This is a genomic window from Streptomyces sp. NPDC032126, assembly GCF_055580085.1.
This window is the reverse complement of the sequence record NZ_JBVIMA010000001.1, coordinates 90,266-114,409: the sequence shown is the minus strand read 5'-3', so window position 1 is coordinate 114,409 and position 24,144 is coordinate 90,266. Positions and strand designations below refer to the sequence as shown.

20 protein-coding genes are annotated in these 24,144 nt (G+C 71.1%); 5 read left to right on the top strand and 15 right to left on the bottom strand.

The genetic code is table 11. The annotated features are described in order from the left end of the window. The first annotated feature begins 36 nt into the window (after positions 1 to 36). The 3 genes from ACZ5NW_RS00455 to ACZ5NW_RS00445 all read left to right on the top strand — a co-directional run bounded on the left by ACZ5NW_RS00455 (position 37) and on the right by ACZ5NW_RS00445 (position 3,487). Positions 37 to 981 (top strand): sucrase ferredoxin, encoded by a 945-nt coding sequence (locus tag ACZ5NW_RS00455; protein ID WP_468741459.1) that lies wholly within the window; start codon positions 37 to 39, stop codon positions 979 to 981. Positions 982 to 1,127: 146 nt separating this feature from the next. Continuing rightward, complete coding sequence (locus ACZ5NW_RS00450) at positions 1,128 to 2,810, top strand: ATP-binding protein (protein ID WP_468741458.1); 1,683 nt, start codon at positions 1,128 to 1,130, stop codon at positions 2,808 to 2,810. Then, on the top strand, positions 2,807 to 3,487 hold the full coding sequence (locus ACZ5NW_RS00445; protein ID WP_468741457.1) for a response regulator: 681 nt from the start codon (positions 2,807 to 2,809) through the stop codon (positions 3,485 to 3,487). The genes ACZ5NW_RS00450 and ACZ5NW_RS00445 overlap by 4 nt, the downstream gene beginning before the upstream one ends. Positions 3,488 to 3,561: 74 nt before the next feature. Here the strand turns inward: ACZ5NW_RS00445 and ACZ5NW_RS00440 are convergent, their stop codons facing one another. The 3 genes from ACZ5NW_RS00440 to ACZ5NW_RS00430 all read right to left on the bottom strand — a co-directional run bounded on the left by ACZ5NW_RS00440 (position 3,562) and on the right by ACZ5NW_RS00430 (position 6,381). Next, positions 3,562 to 4,623 carry an ABC transporter substrate-binding protein gene (locus ACZ5NW_RS00440; protein WP_468741456.1) on the bottom strand — a complete coding sequence of 354 codons (1,062 nt, stop codon included), beginning with the start codon at positions 4,621 to 4,623 and terminating at the stop codon, positions 3,562 to 3,564. 74 nt (positions 4,624 to 4,697) lie between these two features. Continuing rightward, positions 4,698 to 5,576 carry an ABC transporter permease gene (locus ACZ5NW_RS00435; protein WP_468741455.1) on the bottom strand — a complete coding sequence of 293 codons (879 nt, stop codon included), beginning with the start codon at positions 5,574 to 5,576 and terminating at the stop codon, positions 4,698 to 4,700. Next, positions 5,566 to 6,381 (bottom strand): ABC transporter ATP-binding protein, encoded by an 816-nt coding sequence (locus ACZ5NW_RS00430; RefSeq protein ID WP_468741454.1) that lies wholly within the window; start codon positions 6,379 to 6,381, stop codon positions 5,566 to 5,568. The genes ACZ5NW_RS00435 and ACZ5NW_RS00430 overlap by 11 nt, the downstream gene beginning before the upstream one ends. 161 nt (positions 6,382 to 6,542) lie before the next feature. On the opposite strand from ACZ5NW_RS00430, the gene ACZ5NW_RS00425 reads away from it, so the two are divergent. Next, on the top strand, positions 6,543 to 7,235 hold the full coding sequence (locus tag ACZ5NW_RS00425; RefSeq protein WP_468741453.1) for a response regulator: 693 nt from the start codon (positions 6,543 to 6,545) through the stop codon (positions 7,233 to 7,235). Positions 7,236 to 7,284: 49 nt separating this feature from the next. Here ACZ5NW_RS00425 and ACZ5NW_RS00420 read toward each other — a convergent pair whose 3' ends face one another. From ACZ5NW_RS00420 to ACZ5NW_RS00395, 6 genes are all read right to left on the bottom strand, one after another. After that, the gene (locus ACZ5NW_RS00420; protein ID WP_468741452.1) at positions 7,285 to 8,877 is read right to left on the bottom strand and encodes a solute symporter family protein; all 1,593 of its coding nucleotides are present in this window, start codon (positions 8,875 to 8,877) and stop codon (positions 7,285 to 7,287) included. Continuing rightward, positions 8,874 to 9,431, bottom strand: coding sequence for a DUF485 domain-containing protein (locus tag ACZ5NW_RS00415; protein WP_468741451.1), 558 nt, complete (start codon positions 9,429 to 9,431; stop codon positions 8,874 to 8,876). Before ACZ5NW_RS00415 ends, ACZ5NW_RS00420 begins: the two co-directional genes overlap by 4 nt. 80 nt (positions 9,432 to 9,511) lie before the next feature. Next, positions 9,512 to 10,198: a response regulator transcription factor gene (locus ACZ5NW_RS00410; RefSeq protein WP_468741450.1), complete on the bottom strand. Its 687-nt coding sequence runs from the start codon at positions 10,196 to 10,198 to the stop codon at positions 9,512 to 9,514. Continuing rightward, the gene (locus ACZ5NW_RS00405) at positions 10,195 to 11,346 is read right to left on the bottom strand and encodes a sensor histidine kinase (RefSeq protein ID WP_468741449.1); all 1,152 of its coding nucleotides are present in this window, start codon (positions 11,344 to 11,346) and stop codon (positions 10,195 to 10,197) included. The genes ACZ5NW_RS00410 and ACZ5NW_RS00405 overlap by 4 nt, the downstream gene beginning before the upstream one ends. Next, on the bottom strand, positions 11,343 to 11,867 hold the full coding sequence (locus tag ACZ5NW_RS00400) for a DUF1453 domain-containing protein (protein ID WP_468741448.1): 525 nt from the start codon (positions 11,865 to 11,867) through the stop codon (positions 11,343 to 11,345). The genes ACZ5NW_RS00405 and ACZ5NW_RS00400 overlap by 4 nt, the downstream gene beginning before the upstream one ends. 306 nt (positions 11,868 to 12,173) lie before the next feature. Next, positions 12,174 to 14,297, bottom strand: a complete 2,124-nt coding sequence (locus ACZ5NW_RS00395) for a DNA gyrase/topoisomerase IV subunit B (protein WP_468741447.1) — start codon at positions 14,295 to 14,297, stop codon at positions 12,174 to 12,176. Positions 14,298 to 14,739: 442 nt separating this feature from the next. On the opposite strand from ACZ5NW_RS00395, the gene ACZ5NW_RS00390 reads away from it, so the two are divergent. Further along, positions 14,740 to 14,970 (top strand): DUF7455 domain-containing protein, encoded by a 231-nt coding sequence (locus tag ACZ5NW_RS00390; protein ID WP_468741446.1) that lies wholly within the window; start codon positions 14,740 to 14,742, stop codon positions 14,968 to 14,970. Between the two features lie 114 nt (positions 14,971 to 15,084). Here ACZ5NW_RS00390 and ACZ5NW_RS00385 read toward each other — a convergent pair whose 3' ends face one another. The 6 genes from ACZ5NW_RS00385 to ACZ5NW_RS00360 form a co-directional block, all read right to left on the bottom strand. After that, entirely contained in the window at positions 15,085 to 15,966 is an 882-nt protein-coding gene (locus ACZ5NW_RS00385; RefSeq protein ID WP_468741445.1) for a S1 family peptidase, read from the bottom strand. Positions 15,967 to 16,099: 133 nt separating this feature from the next. Then, positions 16,100 to 17,638 (bottom strand): RNA polymerase sigma factor, encoded by a 1,539-nt coding sequence (locus ACZ5NW_RS00380; protein ID WP_468741444.1) that lies wholly within the window; start codon positions 17,636 to 17,638, stop codon positions 16,100 to 16,102. A 429-nt stretch (positions 17,639 to 18,067) separates the two neighbouring features. Further along, positions 18,068 to 18,955, bottom strand: a complete 888-nt coding sequence (locus tag ACZ5NW_RS00375) for a FadR/GntR family transcriptional regulator (RefSeq protein WP_468741443.1) — start codon at positions 18,953 to 18,955, stop codon at positions 18,068 to 18,070. Positions 18,956 to 19,117: 162 nt separating this feature from the next. Further along, positions 19,118 to 20,998, bottom strand: a complete 1,881-nt coding sequence (locus ACZ5NW_RS00370) for an ABC transporter ATP-binding protein (protein ID WP_468741442.1) — start codon at positions 20,996 to 20,998, stop codon at positions 19,118 to 19,120. 112 nt (positions 20,999 to 21,110) lie between these two features. Beyond that, on the bottom strand, positions 21,111 to 21,869 hold the full coding sequence (locus ACZ5NW_RS00365) for an NUDIX hydrolase (protein ID WP_468741441.1): 759 nt from the start codon (positions 21,867 to 21,869) through the stop codon (positions 21,111 to 21,113). A gap of 130 nt (positions 21,870 to 21,999) precedes the next feature. Next, positions 22,000 to 23,910: a glycogen debranching N-terminal domain-containing protein gene (locus ACZ5NW_RS00360; RefSeq protein ID WP_468741440.1), complete on the bottom strand. Its 1,911-nt coding sequence runs from the start codon at positions 23,908 to 23,910 to the stop codon at positions 22,000 to 22,002. Positions 23,911 to 24,144: the final 234 nt, after the last annotated feature.

The window sequence follows — 24,144 nt, the reverse complement described above, 5'->3', positions numbered from 1 at the left end:
AGCCATCCGGCGTCAAGTCAGGTTAGGCTCACCTCTGTGAGTACGTGTGCGACCGTCTCGCGGGCTCTAGGCGAGCCCATTTCCGGCACCGCGGCCACGGCACGGACGTGGATCCTGCTGGAGCAGCCCGGCCCCTGGGGTGCCGAGGCGCTCACGTCGAGCCACCTGGATCCGGCGCTCGGGCGCGCCCTGAAGCGGGCCGTCAAGGGCACGGGCGTGCGCATCGCGCTCATCCGCCGCCCCGGACGTCACGCGGACCTCCACACCCCGCGCGAGCGCCGGGTGTACGCCGCGCACACCGTGCCCGGACGCGTATGGCTGCACAGCGCGACGACGAACGACCCCGGACAGCTGCTCGACCTCGACTTCCGCGCGATGGAGCGGGGCGACCACCGCACCTTCGACACCGTGCTCCGGGGCGGCCCCCACACCGGCGGCCCGCTCGCGCTCGTCTGCACCAACGGCAAGCGGGACCGCTGCTGCGCCCTGCTGGGCCGTCCGCTCGCCACCGAACTGGCCGGCTCGGGCGTGGAGGGCGTCTGGGAGGTCACCCATCTGGGTGGTCATCGCTTCTCCCCGACCGTGCTCGTCCTGCCGTACGGATACGCGTACGGCAGGGCGTCGGCCCCCTTGGTCAAGGAGGTGCTGCACGGCGCCCACGAGGGACGGATCGTCATGGAGGGGTGCCGGGGCAACTCGGCCTGGGAGCGGCCCGGCCAGGCGGCCGAGCTGGCCGTGCGCACCGCGATCGGCGAGGACGCGGCCGAGGCGCTCACCGTCGTACGGACGGTCGGGGAGGCCCCGCGCTGGGAAGTGACCGTGGGGCACGCGGACGGTCGCCGGTGGCGGGTCGTCGTGGCCCACGGAGCCTCGCTGCCGCCCCGCCCCGAGAGCTGCGGGGCGTCCCTGCTCGGATCGCCCGCGCGGATGGAAGTGGCCGAGGTACGCGAGCTGACACCCGCCGCGGCGCTGGCGAGCTGACAGCGCCAAGGTATGCGCGGATCCGTCAAGCGATCCATGGATCCGATCAAGCGATCAAGCGAGTGTCGGGGGCGGTCCAGCCTGGCCTCAAGAGATCCATGCCACACCTCTACGGCTCGCCCGGGCGGTCCACGTACCGTCGGTGCATGAGCTCCACTCCCCCCGCACGCCGACTGCGGCTCGGCCTGCCGCGACGGGTGTTCTCCCAGGTGCTGCTGATGCAGGTGACGATCGCCGCGGGAGTCGCGGTGCTCGCGACCGGGCTGTTCCTCGCCCCCCTCAGCGATCAGTTGGACGACCAGGCGATGCGCCGGGCGCTCGCGATCGCGCAGACCACCGCCGCGATGCCGCAGATCGCCGAGGACCTCCAGCACACGCCGCCGACGGCCGACGGCCCGGTGCAGCGGGAGGCGGAGCGCATCCGCAAGGCGAGCGGGGCCGAGTACGTGGTGGTCATGAACACCAGCGGGGTGCGCTGGTCGCACACCGACCCCCTGGAGATCGGCGCCCATGTCTCGACCGACCCCCGGCAGGTCCTGGCGGGCCAGGAGGTCATGCAGATCGACACCGGGACGCTGGGCCGCTCGGCGCGCGGCAAGGTGCCCCTGCGCGACCGTGACGACCGGATCGTCGGGGCGGTGTCCGTGGGCATCGAGTACGACAGCGTCCGGGACCGCCTGATCCACGCGATCCCGGGTCTGCTCGCGTACGCGGGCGGCGCGCTGGCCGTGGGAGCGCTGGCCGCCTGGCTGATCTCCCGGCGCGTCCAGCGCCAGACCCGGGACCTGGCCTTCTCGGACATCTCGGCGCTGCTGGCGGAACGCGAGGCGATGCTGCACGGCATCCGCGAAGCCGTCGTGGCCCTGGACCGCGCGGGCCGCGTCCGGCTGCTCAACGACGAGGCGCAGCGCCTACTGGGCATCGGGGCGGAGGCCGTGGGCCGCACCCCCGACGAGGCGCTCGGCGAGGGCCGTACGGCCGACGTGCTGGCCGGCCGGGTGACGGGCACGGACCTGCTGACCGTGCGCGGCCAGCGCGTCCTGGTCGCCAACCGCATGCCGACGGACGACGGTGGCGCCGTCGCCACCCTGCGCGACCGCACGGAACTGGAGCAGCTCGGCCGTGAGCTGGACTCCACGCGCGGCTTGATCGACGCCCTGCGGGCCCAGGACCACGAGCACGCCAACCGCATGCACACGCTCCTCGGGCTGCTGGAGCTGGAGATGTACGACGACGCGGTGGAGTTCGTGGGCGAGGTGGTGGGCGACCACCGGGTCACCGCCGAGCAGGTCACGGAGAAGATCCAGGATCCGCTGATCGCCGCCCTGCTGGTGGGCAAGGCGACCGTCGCGGCCGAGCGCGGGGTCGCTCTGTGGGTGTCGGACGGCACGCGGCTCCCGGACCGCCTGGTCGACCCGCGCGGGCTCGTCACGATCGTGGGCAACCTCGTCGACAACGCGCTCGACGCCGTCGCGGGCACGCGCCACGCGCGCGTGGAGGTCGAGCTGCGCGTCGAGGGACGTGCCGCCGTGCTGCGGGTGCGGGACACGGGCCCCGGAATCCCCGCCGAACAGCGTGAGTTGATCTTCACCGAGGGATGGTCGACGAAGAAGCCGCCCGCGCACGGCAAGCGCGGCATCGGGCTGTCCCTGGTGCGGCGGCTCGCCGAGCGGCAGGGCGGCAGCGCCTCGGTCGGCGAGGCGGAGGGCGGCGGCGCGGAGTTCGTCGTCGTCCTGCCGGAGGCGCTGGCCGAGCCGGCGCCGGATCCCGGACCGGATCCCGCCCTGAGCGCCCGCGTGTACAGCGCCGTCGAGGAGGAGTCGCGATGATCGAGGTGCTGGTCGTGGACGACGACGCCAGGGTCGCGCAGGTCAACGCCGCGTACGTCGAGAAGGTGCCGGGCTTCCACGTCGCCGGCGAGGCGCACAGCGCGGCCGACGCCCTGCGCCAGATGGAGCTGCTGCCCCGTCTGGATCTCATCCTGCTGGACCACTATCTGCCCGACGAGACGGGCCTGGAGGTCGTCCAGGAGATGCGCCGGCGCGGCCACCAGACCGACGTGATCATGGTGACGGCGGCACGGGACGTCTCCACGGTCCAGGCGGCGATGCGGCAGGGGGCACTGCAGTACCTGGTCAAGCCGTTCGCCTTCGCAGGCCTGCGCACGAAGCTGGAGGCTTACGCCGCGCTGCGCCGCACCCTGGACGGCGGTGGGGAGGCCGAACAGGCCGATGTGGACCGCATCTTCGGCGCGCTGTCCGCACCGTCGGAACCCGGTCTGCCCAAGGGCCACTCCCCGACCACCGCGGAGCTGGTGCGGCAGTCCCTGATGAACGCGGAGGGGCCGCTGTCGGCGCAGGAGATCGCCGAGCGGACCGGGCTCAGCCGACAGACCGCACAGCGCTACCTCAAGCTCCTGGAGCGCACCGGCCGGGCACGGCTGACCCTGAAATACGGCGACGCGGGCCGCCCGGAACACCGTTACGTGTGGGCGGCCCGCGCCTGAGGGCACGGCCGGGGCGGGGGAAGGGGCCGTACCCCCCAGGGAGTACGGATGCGGGCCCGCCGGCGTCTCGACGGTCAGCCGGCCGCCTTCTGGACGAACTCCGTCGTGTAGGTCTTGCTCAGGTCGACGTCGGCGTTCTGGATGTTGGGGTTGAACGCCTTGAGGACCTTCTCCACGGTCTCGGGACCGTCCTGGGGCATCACGCCGTCGTCGGTGAACATGGGCAGCGTGCTCTTGATCGCCGCCGCGTAGAGCACCTTGTTGCCCTTCGAGTAGTCGGCGGGCATCTTGTCGGCGATCTCGGTGGCACTGTGGGTGGACATCCACTTGAGCGTCTTGACGAATGCATTGGCCAACTTCTGGACGGTGTCCTTGTGGCTGTTCACCCATGACGTCTGCATGTACAGACTCGACGAGGGGTACGGCCCACCGAGCGCCGCCACCGAACCGGCGGGCGTCCGCATGTCGAGGAGGATCTTGCCGACGCCCTTGTCCAGGATGTTGGCGACGGTCGGGTCGGTCGTCATGCCGCCGTCGATGGCGCCCTTCTCGAGCGCCGAGATGAAGGTCGGGCCCGCGCCCACGGCGACCGGCGTGAACTCGCTGACCTTGACGCCGTTCTTGACGGCGAGGTACTTGGTGAGGAAGTCCGTCGAGGAGCCGAGGCCCGTGACGCCGAGCTTCTTGCCCTTGAAGTCCTTGGGCGAGGTGATGTCGTCCGCGGCCTTCTCGGAGACGATCTCGACCTCGCCGGGCGCGTGCGAGAGTTGCACGACGGACTCGACTTCCTTGCCCTTCACCTGAAGGTCCAGCGTGTGGTCGTAGAAGCCGACCGCGCCCTGCACCTGGCCCGAGACGAGCGCGGTCTCGGCCTGGACGCCGGCCGGTTCGCTCAGCAGTTCCACGTCGAGGCCCTCGGCGTCGAAGTAGCCCAGCCGCTGGGTGAGGATCGCGGGCAGGTAGATGACCTTGTCCAGGCCACCGACCATGATCTTGACCTTCGTGCCCTTGCCGTCGCCCTTGGCGTCGGAGCCGGTGGAGGCGGTGCTGGCGGCGTCGTTGGCACATGCGGTGAGGGAGGAGAGGGCCAGCAGGCCGGAGGCGGCCAGGGCGGCGTATCTGGCGGTGGTGCGCATGGCGGTTCACGTCCTTGTGAGAGGCGGTGCGGGAGCGGGGAAGGGGTGAGGCGGTGGTGCGGGTGCTGCCGGGGTCAGCTGTCGGAGCCCGACGGCTTCCAGCGGAAGATGCGGCGCTCGGCGAAGGTGAGCAGCCCCTCGGCCACGAGGGCGACGACCGCGAGGATGACCATCGCCGCGTACACGCCGGCGGCGTTGAAGGTGCCCTGGGACTGCGCGACGAGCAGGCCGATGCCCTTGGTGGCGCCGATGTACTCGCCGACGATGGCGCCGATCAGGGCGAAGCCGAAGCTCACATGGAGGCTGGTGAAGATCCAGGACGTGGCGGACGGGACGACCACCTGAAGGGTCACCCGGCGGTCGCTGGCGCCGAGGACGCGGGCGTTGGCCACGAGATTGCGGTCGACCTCGCGGGCGCCCTGGAAGGCGTTGAAGAACACGGGGAAGAACACCAGGACCACGGCCGAGGCGACCTTGGAGGCCGGGCCGAGCCCGAACCAGATCACAAAGATGGGTGCAAGGACAATCCTGGGAATCGAGTTGAGCACCTTGATGTATGGACCAAGGACATCGGCGAGGAAGGTGATCCGCCCCAGGGCGATACCGAACACCACACCGGCGACCACACCGAGGACCCACCCGAGCAGCGCCTCGTAGAGCGTGTACCAGATCTGCTCGCCCAAGGAGCCGAGCGCTGTGCCGTGCATGACCCAGGTGGAGATCTGGTCCCAGATCTTCGACGGCATCGAGAAGTTGAACGGATCGATGACCTCGGCCCGGGACAGCCCCTCCCACAGGCCGAGGACGGCGACCAGGAGCAGGACGCGGGACAGCCCCACGACGATCTTGCGCTTGCGGGCGGCACGCGCGCGTGAGTACGCGCGGTCGGTCTTGTTGCCGGGTTCGCCCACGGTCGGGGCGGCCTGGGTCTCGGGCAGGACGTCAGGCGACATGGGCGGCACCTCTCTCGCGGGTGATGCGGACCTCTTCGCCGAGGGACTCCCAGATCTCGCGGTAGATCTCGATGAACCGCGGCTCCAGGCGCACCGACTCGACCTTGCGCGGCCGCGGCAGGTCGATGTCAAAGACGTGCTTGACGGTGGCGGGGCCGGCGGTCATCACGACGACCTTGTCGGCCAGCGCGATGGACTCCTCCAGGTCGTGGGTGACGAAGACGACGGAGGCGCCCGTGCCCTCCCACAGCTCCAGCAGCTCGTCCGACATCAGCGCCCGGGTCTGCACGTCGAGCGCCGAGAAGGGCTCGTCCATGAGCAGGATCTCGGGATCGTTGACGAAGGTCGCGGCCAGCGCGACGCGCTTGCGCTGGCCACCGGAGAGCTGATGCGGGTAGCGGTCCTCGAAGGCGGCGAGCCCGACGCGGGCGAGCCACTCGCGCGCCTTCTGCTTGGCCTCGGCCTTGGGCACGCCCCGGAAGCGGGGGCCGGCCATCACGTTGGACAGGACGGTGCGCCACGGGAAGGTGGCGTCCTGCTGGAAGACGAAGCCGACCTTGTCGCCGACGCCGCGGACCGGCTCCCCGGCGACCAGCACCTCGCCCTCGGTCGGCTCCTCCAGGCCGCTGACCAGGGTCAAGGTGGTCGACTTGCCGCAGCCGGTGGGTCCGACGACGGCGACGAACTCACCCCGCCCGATCGTGAGGTCGAGCTCGCGGACGGCCGTGTGCAGGCCCCCGGACGGGGTCCTGAACGTTTTGCTCGCGCCCCGCAGCTCGATGGCGGGGCTGGTGTGTGCGCTCATGGCCGGGGACGGTAGATGTGACCGCCGCCACGGCATCAGCCTTGTGAGCGCATGCGCTTCTTTTGCCTACAGGAGACTTTTGTGCTCGTTTTGCTCGCGCTACAACAGCGGAGCCGAAACATGGGCTTAACACCCCCCTGGCCTTGACGGAAAGAGGCCCGATGATTGACGTCCTGGTCGTGGACGACGACTTCCGCGTCGCAGAGATCAACGCGAAGTACGTGGGCAAGGTTCCCGGATTCCGGGTGGCCGCCCGCGCCCACAGCGCTGCCCAGGCCCTCGCCTCCGTCGAGCGGGGCGGCATCGACCTGGTGCTCCTCGACCACTACCTGCCCGACCAGACCGGCCTCCAGCTCGTCCACCGCATGCGCGAGCAGGGCCATGGCACCGACGTCATCATGATCACGGCGGCCAGCGATGTGACGACCGTCCAGACCGCGATGCGCCTGGGCGCCCTGCACTACCTGGTGAAACCGTTCACCTTCGCCGCCCTGCGCACCCGTCTGGACTCCTACGCCGCCCTGCGCCGCACCGTCGACCGGGTCGGCGGCCGTGGCCTCGCCGGCCAGGAGCAGGTCGACCGGATCTTCGGGGCCCTGCGCACCGCACCGGTACCGTCCACCCCCGGCCTGCCCACCGGCCACTCCGAGCCCACCACCGACCTGATCTGCGACGTCCTGCACCGCGCCGACCACCCCCTCTCCGCCCACGAGGTCGCCGCCGAGACCGGCCTGAGCCGCTCCACCGCCCAGCGCTACCTGCGCCACCTGGAACAGGCCGGCCGCCTGCGCCTCTCCCTCAAGTACGGAGACACCGGCCGCCCCGAACACCGCTACGCCTGGGTGGCGCCCTGATCGCCATGCGCCCGCCTCCGCGCTCCTACGACGATGCCGGCGCCGCCTTCTACACGGCTCCCGCCCCCGTGAGCGACCGCACCTCGGTCTCCGCGTGCCGGGCCTCGTCCGGGACCTCCGCCGAGGTGACCGTGCCGAGCCAGCCCGCGAGGAAGCCCAGCGGGATCGACACGAGGCCGGGGTTCTGCAACGGGAACAGCTGGAAGTCCATGCCGGGGAACAACGACTCGGGGCTGCCCGATACCACCGGCGACAGCACGACGAGCACCAGCGCCGGGACCAGTCCGCCGTACACGGCCCACACCGCGCCCCGCGTGGTGAAGCCCGGCCAGAACAGCGAGTAGAGCAGGACGGGCAGATTCGCGGACGCGGCGACGGCGAAGGCGAGGCCCACCAGGAAGGCGACATTGAGGTCACGGGCCAGCAGGCCCAGGGCGATCGCGACCACGCCGACGCCCACGGCGGCGATCCGCGCCACGGCGACCTCGCTGCGGGGCTTCGTGCGGCGGCGCCGGAGCGTCGCGTACAGATCGTGGGCCACGGACGCCGACGAGGCGAGGGTGATCCCGGCGACCACCGCGAGGATCGTGGCGAAGGCGACCGCGGCCACGACCGCGAACAGAACCGTTCCGCCCGTGGAGTCGGCTCCGCCGCCCAGATCGAGTGCCAGCAGCGGCACGGCAGTGTTCCCTGCCGCGTTCGACGCGCGTACGGCTTCGGGGCCGACGATCGCGGCCGCCCCGAAGCCGAGGACGATCGTCATCAGATAGAAGCCGCCGATCAGCCCGATCGACCACACGACCGACCGCCGTGCGGCCCGCGCGGTCGGCACCGTGTAGAAGCGGGACAGGATGTGCGGCAGCCCGGCCGTGCCGAGCACGAGCGCGAGGCCCAGGCTCATGAAGTCGAACCGCGCGGTCCAGTCGACGCCGTACTTCAGCCCCGGCGCCAGGAAGGCGTCCCCGTGGCCGCTGCGCTCTGCGGCCGTCAGCAGCAGCCGGTCGAAGTCGCCGTGGAAACGCACCAGCACGAGCACGGTCAGCGCGATCGTGCCGCCCAGCAGCAGGACCGCCTTGACGATCTGGATCCAGGTGGTGGCGCGCATCCCTCCCAGCGACACATAGATCACCATGAGGGCGCCGACCCCGACGACGGTCCAGCTCTGCGCCGCCTCCCCGGTGCGGCCCAGCAGCAGCGCGACCAGGCTGCCCGCTCCCACCATTTGCGCCACCAGATAGAGAACGGACACGGTGACCGACGAAGTTCCCGCCGCGATCCGCACGGGCCGTTCACTCATCCGTGCCGCGACCACGTCGGCCAGCGTGAACCGCCCGCAGTTGCGCACCAGTTCGGCCACCAGGAACAGCACCACCAGCCAGGCCACCAGGAAGCCCACGCAGTACAGCAGCCCGTCGTAGCCGAAGAGCGCGATGAGCCCGGAGACACCGAGGAAGGACGCGGCCGACATGTAGTCACCCGCGATAGCAAAACCATTCTCCATCGGTGAGAACAGCCGCCCGCCCGCGTAGAACTCCTCCGCCGAACCCTGCCGGTTGCGACTCACCCACGTCGTGATCCCCAACGTGAGCGCGATGAAGGCACTGAACAGCAGCAGCGCCAGCGTCTGATGATTGCCGGTCACACCGCACCGCCCCTCGCACCACGCGTCAACTCCTGCGTGTCCCAACGCAGTTCCAGCGCCACCCGGTCCCGCCGCAACCGCGCGTGCCGGACATAGGCCCAGGTGAGCAGGAAGGTGCTGAGAAACTGGGCGAGCCCCGCGAGCAGACCCACGTTCACCACTCCCACGACCCGCCGCGCCATGAAGCCGGGCGCGGTCGTCGCGGTCACGACATACGCCACGTACCAGAGGAAGAATCCGATGACCGCCGGCACCACGAACCTCCGGTAACGGCTGCGCACTTCCTGAAACGCCGCGCTCCGCTGCACGTCCAGATAGACCTCGGCCGCGCTGCGACGGTCGTCCGTCTCCTCCCGGCGCGCCCCCGGAACCGCCGCGGCGGGCGCTGGGCTCACGCTGCCCGACTCGCCCCAGCCTGCGGCAAGCGCGTCGTACCAGGGGTCGTCGAACCGCACCTCCCCGGGTGCCTCCGCGGACGCCGGGCCCTGCTGCCGCCCGCCGGGTCTTTCGGAACCGTCCCCGCCACCGCGGCCACGGCCAGTGCTGAAGTGCATGCCCAAGGATGGACAGACCGGGAAGATCCCTGACTCTTCTTCCCCGCGCGCTTCACTCCATCAGGTGACCGGGCAGGGATTCACACGGTGGGCGGCCGCACCAACCCCTTCCCGTACGCGTACCGCACCGCCTGGGCACGATCCTTGATCCCGATCTTGGCGAACATGTTGTTGATGTGCGTCTTCACGGTCGCTGTGGAGACATGCAGCTCACGGGCGATCTCCTGGTTGCTGAGGCCCTCGGCGATCAGCTCCAGCACCTCGACCTCCCGCGTGGTGAGCCCGTCCGGTGCCTCGGCGGGGGCGGACGGCGGGAGCGGCTCGGGCTCGGACAGACGCTCCAGCAAGCGCCGTTGGATGCTCGGCGACAGCCCGGCGTCCCCCGCGAGCACACTCTGCACCGCCCGGACGATCTCGTCCCCGCCCGCGTCCTTGGTGAGGTAGCCGCGTGCGCCGGCGCGCAGCGCCGGGAACAGCGACTCGTCGTCCGCGAACGTCGTCAGCACCACGACCTGCGTCCCCGGATACCGCGCCCGGATGCGACGGGTCGCCTCGGCGCCGTCGCAGCGCGGCATGCGCAGGTCCATCAACACCACGTCCGGCGCCAGTTCGGCCACGAGCCGCACCGCCTCCTCGCCGTCGCCCGCGGCGCCCACGACCTCGATTCCCGGCAGCAGTCCGAGCAGCATCACGATGCCCTCCCGGACGATGGTCTGATCGTCCGCGACCACCACCCGCGCGGGCCTGCGCCCCGCCTCCTCGGTCATACCGGCACCTTCAACGTCACCACGAACCCTTCCTCCTCCGGCCCGGCCCGGAGCGAGCCGCCGAGCAGCTCGGCGCGTTCCCTCATCCCGAGTAGACCGTACCCGCCTCCCGCCACCGCCAGTTCACCCGCCGAGCCTCCCGAGTCCCGTACGTCCAGGGTCACTTCACGCGGTCCGTACTCCAGCCGCACCCGGACCTTGGCGCCCGGGGCGTGCTTGCGGACGTTGGTCAGGGCCTCCTGGGCCACGCGCCGCACGGCCTGAGACGCCTCGGCGGACAGCGGTCTGCGCTCTCCCGCGACCGTGACGTCCGCCCCGTCGGTCGTGCCGACGAGCTGAGTGAGGAAATCCTCCAGAGGTGTCAGCTCGCCGCGCAGCGCGGACAGCGCCTGGCGGGTCTCGTCGAGCCCGTCGCGGGCCATGCCCCGGGCCGCCACCACCCGTTCGAGGATCTGCTCGCGCTCCGCTCCCCGCTCGATCAGCAGCCTGGCCGCCTCCAGGTGCACCAGCTGCGCGGAGAGGCTGTGCGCCAGCACGTCGTGGATCTCCCGTGCGATGCGGGCCCGTTCCGCCAGCGCGGCCGACTCCGCCTCGGCCACCCGCGCCGCCCGCTCCTGGGCGAGCAGACGCTGGGCATTGCCCCGGGCCTCGGCGTCCAACCTCAGCGTGTACCCGGCGAGAGCCATGCCTCCGGCGGCGACGGCGGTGGTCAGCCACATGTCCTCGTTGACCGCCGCGAACGAGGACAGGGCCACGGAAGCGACCGGCAGCGCCGCGCCCAGAGGCAGCCGCTCCAGGGCGGCGATGCCGCAGCCGCACCACAGGACGATGGCCGGTGACCGGAAGCCCAACAGCTCGGCTCCGACCGCGAGTCCGAGCAGCAGAGCCATGATCGCGAGGGACGGCCACAGCCGGTGCGCGAGCGTCGTCCGGAAGAACGCCCAGGACAGAAGGCCCACGAGCAGAACTCCCCCGATGCCGGCGGCGACGGCCCAGCCGCGCACGTCATCGCCGTGGAAGGCGCCCTCGAGGAGCGCGCCCAGTACCAGCGCCCGCACGGCCCAAGCGATCACGCGCCGCGGTCGCGAGACTCCGGCTCGGCCGAGTGCCTCACGGCTGGGCCAGTGCGTCAGTGCGTTCTCGGTCACACGCGCTCCTTCAGCAGGGACCGGGGCACCTGGTCACCGTACGCCGCCCTGGGCGTGCCGCCCTGTTCCAGCGAGGACGCGCGCCAGACCAGTATCCCGGCGCGGACCAGGAGGGTGGCCGCCAGAGCCAGCATCAAGGCCGAGCTGCCCTGGTGGATGCCGAGCGCCGCGCCGAGTGCGAAGAGGCCGATGCGCATTCCGATGCCGACGATCCAGACGAGCAGGCTCGCCCGGGTGCCCTTGCACCACACGGTGCCGTCCGTCTCCACCCATATGCGGGTGGTCCAGCCCCAGCCGGCCCCGACGGCCAGACCGACCAGCAGCTCGGCGCCCACCAGCACAGCCGCGCCGGTCTGATGGTGGGGGTCGATCAGACCCGGCTCGCGCAGGGCCAGGACCGCCAGGATCCCGGGCAGGAGCCACCAGCGCCGGTCGGCCCGCACACGGCTGGTGCGTTGCTGCCGGACGACCACGAGCGCGGCCACGGCCACGATCACCAACGCGTTGACGAGCCCGGACATCAGTGCCTCCGTGAACGGAAAGGGCGAGGTCGGCAGCGGATGCCGTCGACGCCTTCGACGCTACGGAAACGCCCGGCTCGCCAGATCGGAGCCAGGATGGATCATGGGTGGATCTCCACCGACACGGCTCTCCACCCCGGGGTGGAGAGCCGCCCGGACGGCGGGGCATCGCACCAGGTCAGGCAGCCGGATACCCGGTGGCCGGCCGGCAGCGGGAGGAGGGCGCACGCCCTCCGTCACTCGCCCGCCGTCACCCACCCCTCCGGCCACGGCGCCCCGACCCAATCCCCGGTACGAATTGCCGACCTACGCGTCGATCCGCGACCGGTCGAGCGTCGCGGCGGAGCTGGAGATGAACTCCTTGCGCGGCGCCACGTCGTTGCCCATCAGAAGATCGAACACCTGCTCCGCCGCTTCCAGGTCGGCGAGGTTGATCCGGCGCAGGGTGCGGTGCCGCGGGTCCATGGTCGTCTCGGCCAGCTGGTCGGCGTCCATCTCGCCCAGACCCTTGTAGCGCTGGATGGAGTCCTTGTAGCGGATGCCCTTGCTCTGGAACTCCATCAGCTTGTCGCGCAGCTCGCGGTCCGAGTACGTGTAGACGTACTTGTCCTGGCCCTTCTTGGGCTGGACGAGCTCGACGCGGTGCAGGGGAGGCACCGCGGCGAACACCCGGCCCGCCTCGATCATCGGCCGCATGTAGCGCTGGAACAGCGTCAGCAGCAGCGTCCGGATGTGGGAGCCGTCGACATCGGCGTCGGTCATCATGATGATCTTGCCGTAGCGCGCCGCCTCGATGTCGAAGGTCCGGCCCGATCCCGCTCCTATGACCTGGATGATCGCGCCGCACTCGGCGTTCTTGAGCATGTCGGTCACGGACGACTTCTGGACGTTGAGGATCTTGCCGCGGATCGGCAGCAGCGCCTGGAACTCGGAGTTCCGGGCGAGCTTCGCCGTACCGAGCGCGGAGTCGCCCTCGACGATGAACAGCTCGCTGCGGTCCACGTCGTCGCTGCGGCAGTCGGCCAGCTTGGCGGGCAGGGACGAGGACTCCAGGGCCGTCTTGCGGCGCTGCGCGTCCTTGTGCTGGCGGGCCGCGATACGCGTGCGCGCGGCGGCGACGGCCTTCTCCAGGACGACGCGGGCCTGGGCCGCGGCGTCCCGCTTCGTGGACGTCAGGAACGCCTTGAGCTCCTTGGAGATCACGGTGTTCACGATGCGGCGGGCCGCCGACGTGCCGAGGACCTCCTTGGTCTGCCCTTCGAACTGCGGCTCGGCGAGGCGGACGGTGACGACGGCGGTGAGGCCCTCCAGGGCGTCGTCCTTGACGATGTCGTCCTCGGCGACGCGCAGCAGCTTCTTGGCGCGCAGCACCTCGTTCATCGTGCCGGCCACGGCCTGTTCGAAACCGGCCACGTGAGTGCCGCCCTTGGGGGTGGCGATGATGTTGACGAACGACTTCAGCGTCGTGTCGTAGCCGGTGCCCCAGCGCAGGGCGACGTCGACGTCGAGCTCACGGGTGACCTGGGTGGGGGTCATCTGACCGTGTTCGTCGAGGACCGGAACGGTCTCCCTGAAGGTGCCCTGGCCGGAGAAACGGAGGACATCGCACACCGGCTTGTCGGTGGCCAGGTACTCGCAGAACTCGCTGATTCCACCGTCGAAGCGGAAGGACTCCTCACCCTTGCTGCCGCCCTCGCCCAGGCCGAACTCGTCGCGGACGACGATGGTCAGGCCGGGCACCAGGAACGCGGTCTGGCGGGCACGCTGATGCAGCGTCTCCAGGGAGAGCTTGGCGTCCTTGAGGAAGATCTGGCGGTCGGCCCAGTAGCGCACGCGCGTGCCGGTGCGGGTCTTGGGGATCTTCTTGGTCTTGCGCAGGCCGCCCTTGGCCTCGAACCGCGCGTCCGCTCCGTCCGCGGCGAAGGCGCCGGGAACGCCGCGCCGGAAGCTGATCGCGTGTGTGTGCCCGCCGCGGTCGACCTCGACGTCCAGGCGGGCCGAGAGGGCGTTCACGACGGACGCGCCGACGCCGTGCAGACCGCCGGAGGCGGCGTAGGAGCCGCCGCCGAACTTGCCGCCGGCGTGCAGCTTGGTCATGACGACCTCGACGCCGGACAGGCCGGTCTTGGGTTCGACGTCGACCGGGATGCCGCGGCCGTTGTCGCGGACCTCCACCGAGGCGTCGTCGTGGAGGATCACCTCGATGTGGTCGCAGTAGCCGCCGAGGGCCTCGTCGACGGAGTTGTCGATGATCTCCCACAGGCAGTGCATCAGACCGCGGCTGTCGGTGGATCCGATGTACATACCCGGGCGCTTGCGTACGGCCTCGAGCCCTTCGAGGACGAGCAGGTGCCGCGCGGTGTAGTTGGAACCGTCCCGGTCTGCTCCTGCCAGCAGCGCTGTGGACGGCACGGACGTCTCGGCGGTCACGCGGTTCGCTCCTCGCTGAATTTCAGGTGGGGCCCTTCTGGGTAAGGGCGCGGCTTGGGTCGCCGCCAAGAGGGTACCGAGGCCTGGTAGAGCCGTTGTCACGCCACCCTCGTCTGAACTCAGACTAGTCCAGAGTCGCATGAGTGTTCGATCCCTCGATGGAGTGAAGTACATATCACGTTCCCTTCGAGGCATGAACCATTTAGGCTCCGGGCACGTCCTCATGAACAAACCGGCAACCCGGCCGGGAGGACCGAACCATGACCGACAGCGCGAAACCGTAGGCACCACCGACACGCAATACGGCACATTCGCCGCCAAACCGGCAGCAAACAGCCGCCTCGAAAGATTCTTTCGAGGAAAAGCCACGAGCGGGAACGTTTTGGGGCTGGTTGGATGTTGACCCTGGTACGACAGCTCGTCGAGCTAGAGAAGAGGCGACGTGACTACTGTTCTGACCCCCGCGAGCCCGCTGACGGCCGCTGATCGCTGCGACCGTTGCGGCGCCCAGGCATACCTGCGCGTTGTCCTGGTAAGCGGCGGAGAACTGCTCTTCTGCGCCCACCACGGTCGCAAGTTCGAGCCGGAACTCAAGAAGATCGCCGCTGAGATACAGGACGAGACGGAGCGGCTGACCACCGTTCCCAACACCGCCTCCGACGAAGAGCGCTGACCCTTCGAATCCACGACGAGCCAGAACCGGCACAGGCCGGCACGCGGGCGGCCGCCCCTGCTCCCAGGGGCGGCCGCCCGCACTCCGTCGCACGTTGGATCCGCTCGTCGGCCGTCAGACGCCGCCAGGCGCTCCTGTACGGCTTTCCGGAGGCAAGGGCCCGGGTCCGTCGGCTCCGCCCAGGGCCCGCACGACATCGGACACGCGCGTGTAGACGCCCGGGCTGCCGGCCCTCCCACAGCCACTCCCCCACGACACCAGGCCGATCAGCCGCCCCTGGGCCACCAGAGGGCCGCCGCTGTCCCCCTGGCAGGCGTCGGGGCCGCCTTGCTCCTCACCGGCGCACAGCATGGTCCGGGCGAGATAGACGCCGTCGATCGTGCCCGGGTACGCCCTGGCGCACAGTTCGTCGGGCAGCACGTGCACGCGTGCGGCCCGTAGCCCGTGCGCGTAGTCCCCGATCCCGGTGACATCGCCCCAGCCGTAGACCATGGCGGCCGTCCCGGGCGCGTATGCCGGATCACCCTGCGCGGCCATGCCGATCACCGCCGATTGCGGAACCGGCTCACCCAGGGTGAGCACAGCGAAGTCTCCGGCGTTGCTGTCACTGTCGTAGTCCGGGTTCACCCAGACGTTCCGTACGGGGATCTCCAGCCCCTCGGACGAGTACAGGTCCGTACGGCCCGCGATGACCCTCAGGTCGCGGACCCGGTTCGGAGGCGCTCCCAGGACCTCCTCCGCCATGCAGTGGGCCGCGGTGACCACCGTGGTCGGCCCGACCGCCACACCCCCGCAGAACTGACCGGACCGCATACCCCCGAACCGGTCACGGCTGGACAGCGCCACGGTCCAGGGACTGTCGGAGACATCGACCGGGAAGCCGGCCACGACCACACTGTCGGAGGCCGCGGGGACGGCGGAGGCCAGTGGTATCGCCACCATGGCGGTCACCAGGACCAACGGCCGGGCCAGGGCCCGGGCAAAGGGACGACGCATGCACGCTCCTCACTCTGGGGCGGTGATGGGACACCCAGAGTGATCCAGCCAGGGGCGAGCCGCACCCGCGCATCCAGACGGAAGGCCCGGTTCCACACAGGGAACCGGGCCTTCGGCGTCGTACGACCGCGACCTAGTCGAGGTAGTCGCGCAGCACCTGCGAACGCGACGGGTGGCGCAGCTTCGACATGGTCTTGGACTCGATCTGACGGATCCGCTCACGCGTCACGCCGTACACCTTGCCGATCTCGTCGAGGGTCTTCGGCTGACCGTCGGTGAGACCGAAGCGCATCGAGACGACGCCCGCCTCGCGCTCGGACAGGGTGTCGAGGACGGAGTGCAGCTGCTCCTGCAGAAGCGTGAAGCTGACCGCGTCGGCCGGGACGACGGCCTCGGAGTCCTCGATGAGGTCACCGAACTCGCTGTCGCCGTCCTCGCCCAGCGGGGTGTGCAGAGAGATGGGCTCGCGGCCGTACTTCTGGACCTCGATGACCTTCTCCGGGGTCATGTCGAGTTCCTTGGCCAGCTCCTCCGGGGTGGGCTCGCGGCCCAGGTCCTGGAGCATCTGGCGCTGGACGCGCGCGAGCTTGTTGATGACCTCGACCATGTGCACCGGAATACGGATGGTGCGCGCCTGGTCGGCCATGGCACGGGTGATCGCCTGACGGATCCACCAGGTGGCGTACGTGGAGAACTTGTAGCCCTTGGTGTAGTCGAACTTCTCGACCGCGCGGATCAGACCGAGGTTGCCTTCCTGGATGAGGTCCAGGAAGAGCATGCCGCGGCCGGTGTAGCGCTTGGCCAGGGAGACCACCAGACGGAGGTTGGCCTCCAGGAGGTGGTTCTTGGCGCGGCGGCCGTCCTCGGCGATGATCTCCAGCTCGCGCTTGAGCTTCGGCGCCAGCTTGTCGGCGTTGGACAGCTTGTCCTCGGCGAAGAGACCGGCCTCGATGCGCTTGGCCAGCTCGACCTCCTGCTCGGCGTTGAGCAGGGGGACCTTGCCGATCTGCTTGAGGTAGTCCTTGACCGGGTCGGCGGTGGCGCCGGCCGCGGCGACCTGCTGCGCGGGCGCGTCGTCCTCGTCCTCGTCGGAGAGCACGAAGCCGGCGCTCTCGGCACCCTCCGGCTCATCGCCGGCCTTGGTCTCCTCAAGGACCTCTTCGTCGATCAGCTCGACGTCGTCCTTCTTGGCGGTCGTCTTCTTGGCCGCCGTCTTCTTGGCGGCGACGGTCTTCTTCGCGGCCGCCTTCTTGGCGGTCGTCTTCTTGGCGGCTGCCTTCTTGGCGGGCGCGTCCTCGGTGGCGGGATCGTCCACGGCGGGTGCGGCTGCCGGGGCGGCCGTGGTGGCGGTGGCCTTCCTCGTGGTCACCGTCTTCGCCGCGACCGTCTTGGTAGCGGTGCGCTTGGCCGGACTCTTCGCTGCGACGCTCTTTCGTGTGCGCTTGGGCTCCGCGGCACTGACCATCAGCGTCACACCCTCTTCCTCGAGGATCTGGTTGAGGCTGCGCAGTACGTTCTTCCACTGAGTGGCCGGAATCTGGTCAGCTTCGAAGGCCCGACGCACATCGTCGCCGGCGATCTGCCCCTCAGCCTTTCCCCGCTCAATGAGCGCCATGACAGAGACGGACTCGGCGATCTCCGGCGGGAGCGTACGGGATGTGCTGGCCGACACGAACAACCTCTCGGAACGTTGGAAAACGGCTTCCGGCCCCGTCCACAGTGGACAGGAGCCGACCACCGGCCTGGGGATGGGCCGACGGCGCGGGCGGGGGCCGGGAAGATGCACAGCGCCATGAACGGCGTCCGTATTCCCTCCGCGGCTGTCACCTCTTAGGTCATCGCGTTGTTTCCATGAGCGTTACGCCCAATCCGCGTGGCCCGAGTCACACCCCGTAAGCGCTCAAAAACGGTCAGACATGGGCAGACGAGGTCACCCACCGTGCCCTCAGGACCACGCGCGGGATCCGCCGCCCCAGCGCACCATCGGACCCCGCAGGGCCCGGGGCGGGTCTGCGGGGTCCGACAGAGGGGCGGGGCACCGAACCAGAGATGACACGGAAGGGGGGAAGAGTTGCCCGGCGGCACCGCCCGCGGTGCGCGGTCAGTGCTCGCGCGGCGCCGGCACCACGCGCTCCACCTCGGGATGGACGGTGAGCAACTGGCGCATGGCCGCCTCGGCCGCCGAGCCGTCGCCCGCGGCGAGCGCGTCGACGATCCGGCCGTGGTGCGCCAGGGACGCCTCGTTCGGCCGGTCACAGGCCGTGACCGGGCCGCCGGACACCTGGAGGGCCGCCGAGACGATGCCGGAGAGGTGCTCCAGCATGCGGTTGCCCGCGACCTGGATGAGCAGCGTGTGGAACTCGGTGTCGGCCCGGGAGTAGGTGAGTGCGTCACCCTGCCCCATCGCGTGCCCCATGATCTCGACCATGTCGGCCAGCCGCTGCTGGACCTCCTCGCGCCCGTGCCCGGCGGCGAGGCGCGCGGCCAGCGGCTCGATCGTCCAGCGCAGCTCGCTCAGCTCGCGGCGCTGGTCGTCGCGCTGCGGTCCGAAGGCCCGCCACTCGATGATGTCGGGGTCGAGCAGATTCCAGTCGCTGACGGGACGCACGCGCGTGCCGACGTTGGGCCGGGCACTGACCAGACCCTTGGCCTCCAGGACGCGGAGGGACTCGCGGACGACGGTACGGGAGACCTCGAAGCGCTGTCCGATCTCCTCGGGAACGAGCGGACGGTCGGCACCCAGGTCGCCCGAGACGATCATCTGGCCGAGCTGCTGAACGAGTTGGCCATGCAGCCCGCGGCCGCGGCTGCCCGCGGCACGCCGGCCCACCCGGCCCAGCTCGGGGTCCGCGCCCTCCCAGGCGGGAGCCGCGACGCGCTCGACGGCGGGAGCCTCGGCGTAGGGGTAGCGGTCGAGTTCGCCCGGGCCTGCCAGATGGGAGTCGGCGGAGCGGGCGGCGGTCATCATGGTGTGCGCAAGGGTACTCACGGATCCTTTGTCGGCGCCGTCCCCAACTCCCTTGAGGTCTTTGGTGAAAAGCACACGAAAGGGTGATCGCTCACGCCGTCGCAATTGACGCCTTATCGGAAAGAAATGGCCTTTCTCCGGGGAGTTATGCGCAGGTGAGGAACGGAAGGGAACGAACAGTCGTCATCGGACCCTGCCGCGCAGGGTCGTGAGCACATATGCGCACAGCAGGACCGTCAGCGACAACGTCAGCGCCCCGCCCACAGGTTGGACGATCACCCGCGCCGCCGCTGCCACATAACGCCCTCCCCCGAAGGGCCACCGCACCAGGAACACCTCACGCAACCGGACCGGCAGCCCTGCCGCGGCCCGCCCGGACGCCCCCTCCCATACCTTGTGGACGAGGGGTACGACGACGACCGGCACGCCCACCACCGCCGCGAGCCCGGCCGTGGTGGACCGAAACACCCCCGCGGCCAGCACGCCCGCCCACGCGCAGCCGACGACGAACCCGACCCAACTCGCACCCAGCGAAAGCCAGTCCGCGGGAACTCCCGCGACCTCCCGACCGTAGACGAGATAGAGCACCTCGGCGTCACAGCCCACCGCCACGACCGCCAGCACCAGCGCAGTGGCCGCGGCGACGAGGAGCTTCGCGGTGAGCAGCCCCAGCCTCCGGGGCACGGTGCCGCGATCCGCCGCCAGCGCCGGGTGGCGGAACTCGTCCCCGAAGGCCAGCGCACCCAGCAGCCCGGCCCCCAGGGCAGCCGGCGGCAGCGGCACCTGAACCGGCCACGCCGCCAGCAGCCGCGCCTGCGGGGTGTGCCCGACGCGCGCCAGGAGTGCGGCGGTGAGGGCGGACGTGACGAGCACGGCCGCGCAGACGAGAAACGCGGTGCCGACCCCGGCGACGCGCCGGAGTTCGTAGCGCAGGGGGCGGAGGGGGCTGGGGGCGGGGCGGACGGAGATGGGGGGTGGGAGGGTGGGGTGGGAGGGGGAGGGGGAGGGAGGGGAAACATCGACATCACCCGAAGCCGCACCCTCTCCGCCCACGACTCCCCCATCACCTGCGCCCCGCGCCTCCCCCTCTCCCCGACCCCCGACCCCCGCACCCTCGACCACGCCCGAGAGCTCATCACGGCCCCCCGTCACCCCGACGGGGTCGCCCCCGTCGCCTCCTCCGGCCCCGGCCCCCATGTCCCCCACCTCATCGGCGAGTTGGTGCACGAGGACACCGTGACGGAACGCGGCCTCGCCCACTTCGGCGCACGTACTGCCGTACACGAAGAGCCGGTTGCCGCTCTCCTGCATGACCTCGACGGAGCGCTGGGTGGTGCGGGCCTCCTTGGTCAGGAGGGCGGCGAGGCGGGCGGCGTGCGGGGTGCGGACGGCGACGCGGGGGCGCAGGCGGGTGCGGGCGAAGTCGGCGGCCTCCTGGTCGGCGACGAGTCTGCCCTGGTCCAGGGTGACGACCCGGTCGGCGGTGCGCGCGGTTTCCTTGGGGTCGGCGCTGGTCAGCAGGACCGTTCCGCCCTGGGCGGCGTGGGCGCGCAGCATGTCGTGGAGCCAGCGGCTCTCGCGGGGGGTGAGTCCGTCGGCGGGTGCGTCGAGCACCAGGGTGTGCGGGTCCGCGAGCAGGGCGCAGGCAAGGCCCAGTCGGCGGTCCATGCCCCGGGAGAGGGTGCCGAGGCGTTCGTCGCGCAGACTGACCAGGCCGACCACTTCGAGGACTTCGTCGGCCCGCCGGACCGGCACGCCCGCGGCGGCGCACAGCATGCGCAGATGTCCGCGCACGGTGCGGCGGGGGTGGCCCGGGACGTCTCCCATCAGGACGCCGACCTCGCGCGAGGGGTGGGCGATGCGGTGGAGGGGGCGACCTCTGAAGTAGGTGATGCCACGGCCCTGTTGGAGTTCGAGCATGAGTCTCAGTGCCGTGGTCTTGCCCGCGCCCGGCGCTCCGAGCAGCGTGGTGACGCGGCCCGCGTGGGCCTCGAAGGTGAGGTCGTCGAGGGCGGGCGGGAGGTCCTTGCGGGGGATGCTGGTCAGTCCGAAGGCCTGGATCACCCTGAGCAAGATAGCGCTCTATGTCCGTTTTTTCGGGTATCGCGCACCCTCGCGGGAAAGCGTCCCGGCGGGTGGGACGGCTGGGCCCTCTGCCCCGCGAAACTCTCCGGACTCAGACCTCGGGCCGCAGCATGGGCGGGTTGAGCAGGGTCGCACCGCCGGCGCGGAAGAGTTGGGCGGGGCGGCCGCCCTGGCGCGTGGTGGTGCCACCGGTGGGGACCAGGAAGCCCGGGGTCCCCGTCACCTTGCGGTGGAAGTTGCGCGGGTCGAGGGCTACGCCCCATACCGCCTCGTAGACGCGGCGCAGCTCGCCGACGGTGAACTCGGTGGGGCAGAACGCCGTGGCCAGCGACGAGTACTCGATCTTGGACCGGGCCCGCTCCACTCCGTCGGAGAGGATCTGGGCGTGGTCGAAGGCGAGCGGTGCGACGGGTTCGCCGTCGCGGCCGTATCCGCCCTGCTGGAGCAGTTCGTCGACCGGTGCCCAGCGCGCGTTGCTGGCGTCGCCGCCGGCGCGGGGTGCGGGGAGGTCGGGCGCCAGCGCGAGGTGGGCGACGCTGACCACGCGCATGCGGGGGTCGCGCTTGGGGTCGCCGTACGTGGCGAGCTGTTCCAGGTGGGCGCCGTTGTCCTGGGCGGGGGCCGAGGGTTCGTGGGCGCGCAGCCCGGTCTCCTCGGCCAGCTCGCGCGCCGCCGCCTGCGCCAGGTCCTCGTCGGCCCGTACGAAGCCGCCGGGGAGTGCCCACCGCCCCTGAAAGGGCGGCTCACCCCTGCGGACCGCCAGCGCGCACAGGGCATGTCGGCGCACGGTCAGCACGACCAGGTCCACGGTGACGGCGAAGGGCGGAAAGGCTGACGGGTCGTAGGGCATGCCGCGATCATAGTCGTCTGCCTGACGATAAACACACCCTTCGTCGGCCGCATCGGTGGCTGATCCACTTCGGTTCGCCGAGGGCTGTCCGCCCTCTTCCGACGGCTGTCCGATGTCACGTCGTACGAGGTCACACTCCCAGTTGCAGTCCGTCGGCCGCCTCTTCGGCCATGGCGAGGCCCAGTCGGCTGACTCTGACGGAGAAGGGCGCGCCGGCCACCCGCAGTCCGGTCAGACCGATCTCGCCCAGGGGTGCGCTGCGGACGGGGCGCAGGGTGATCGTTCCGGCCGGGGCGTCGGGTCGGATGCCGGCGAGGGTCGTCAGCAGGAGGACCCCGGCAGCGGCCGCGGTCGCGGCGGGACGGCAGGCCGCCGGGTGCGGAAGGGGGGCGCTTCCTTCGGTGCGCTGGTCGCCCGCGTACATCTCGGGCAGGCGGTGTCCGAAGGCGTCGGCCGCCGCCAGGACGCCCTTGAGCAGCGAGCCCGCCTCTCTCTCGTACCCGGCCGCGCTCAGGCCCGCGACCGCGATCGCGGTCTCGTGGACCCGGACGGCCCCGCTGCGGTGGCCGAAGGGATTGTGCGCGGCCTCCTTGGCGCCGAGGCCGCGCAGTCCCCATCCGGAGTCCAGCGCCGGGCTGCCCAGCAGTCGGGCCAGGTGTTCGGTCTGCACCTTGTCGAGCAGACCGGGGGCCAGTTCGCCGCCGCCGAGCAGGCCGGTGTCGAGTAGGTGGGCGGCGGTCGCGCCCAGGTGTGGAACGGTCCGCCCGTCCGGGAGGAGGGCCGCGGGCGGGCGGCCGCCGGACGGGTCGTCGATCCAGAAGTCCCTGCGGAACGTGCCGCGCAGGGTCAGCGCCCAGTGCCGCAGTCCCACGCTTCCCGGTCTGTTGCAGGCGTCGAGGAGGTCGGCGCCGAGCAGGGCCGCGCGGTGGGCCTGCGCCTGGGTCTCGCAGCGGACGGGCCCGCCGGGTTGCGGGTCGCGCAGGTAGGTGCCCTCGTCGACGGCGGTCCGCAACCAGGTCAGGCACCGTTCGGCGGTCGGCAGCAGCTCCTCCGTGTCGGCTTCGGAGAGGCCCCAGCGGCGGGCCTCGGCCAGGAGAACCGGGAAGAGGAGGGTGGCCTCCGTCCCCGTGCATCCCGGGGGCAGATGGGTTCCGGCGTCCCGCCGGGGTCCCGGGATCATGCCGGACCGGGGTCCGTCTCCGGTGAGCTGGGTGCGGGCGAGGGTGCGCAGGGTGCCGGCGGCGAGGCGGGTGCCGAGGGGCAGTGTCATCCGGGCTGCCGTGAGGGCCTCGGCCGGGGCGAGGCCGCAACGCCAGGGTGCCCCGGCGGCCAGGTGCATGTCCGTCGGGTGTGCCGGGTCGCGCACCAGCAGGGCCCGGAGGTCGTCGATGCTGGTCCGCAGGAGTGCCTCGGCCCGAGGGTCGTCGCCGCTCGCCCTGGCGGATGCCAGCGGGCTGGTCGCCGTACGCCCGGCGGAGCGGACGGGCCCGCTTCCTTCCGACCGTGCCCGCAGCTCGATCGACGCGGTGCCGCCCGGCGGGATGTCCACTTCCCAGCGGAGCAGTCCCGCGGACGCGAGGGCGTCGGCGGGTGGCGGATCGGCCGTCACGGAGGAGGTGCCCGTGGGGGACGACCAGCGCAGCCCGGAGTCGTGGACGGTGGCGGGCAGTTCGGGTCCGGTCGTGCCGGCGGCGATCGACCCCAGGTCGGCGAGGTCGGTGCCGAGGGCCACTTCGACCGGCAGTCGCAAGGGGCGGAGTGCGGAGCTGCGGAGCGTGATGCGTTCCGTGCCGTCCGCCGCACGGGTCCGGTCCACGACGATGTCCGGGTCCGGGCCGCCGTGCGGGGAGGTCCGCAGGATGGCCACGAAGCGGGCCCGGTCGGTCGAGGTCATCCGGGCCTGGATCGCGAGCGGTTCGCGTCCGGCGATCCGCAGGAGGCAGCGGGACAGGATGCGCCGGCCCGCCCGGTAGAACCCTTCCAGCCCGTGCCCGGTCAGCTGGCCCTCCGGCGGGGAGATGGCCAGGGCGGGCAGGGCCACACAGATCAGCGCGGTGTGGCAGGGAGGCAGGTCCGGCGCAGGGCGAGACGACGCGGGCGCGGGTGCCGGGGGCACGCCCCGGGCCGACGGGGCCGCCGGTGTGGGTGATGCCTGGAAGGTTCCTCGAAAAGGGGTGGGCGCGCTCGGAGCTTCTCGGGGTGCCGCAGTGGTGGTGGAACGGCCTTGCCCTCCGGTGGAGGAGGGCGCCACGTCGTCAGGGGCGCTGTCGGTGAC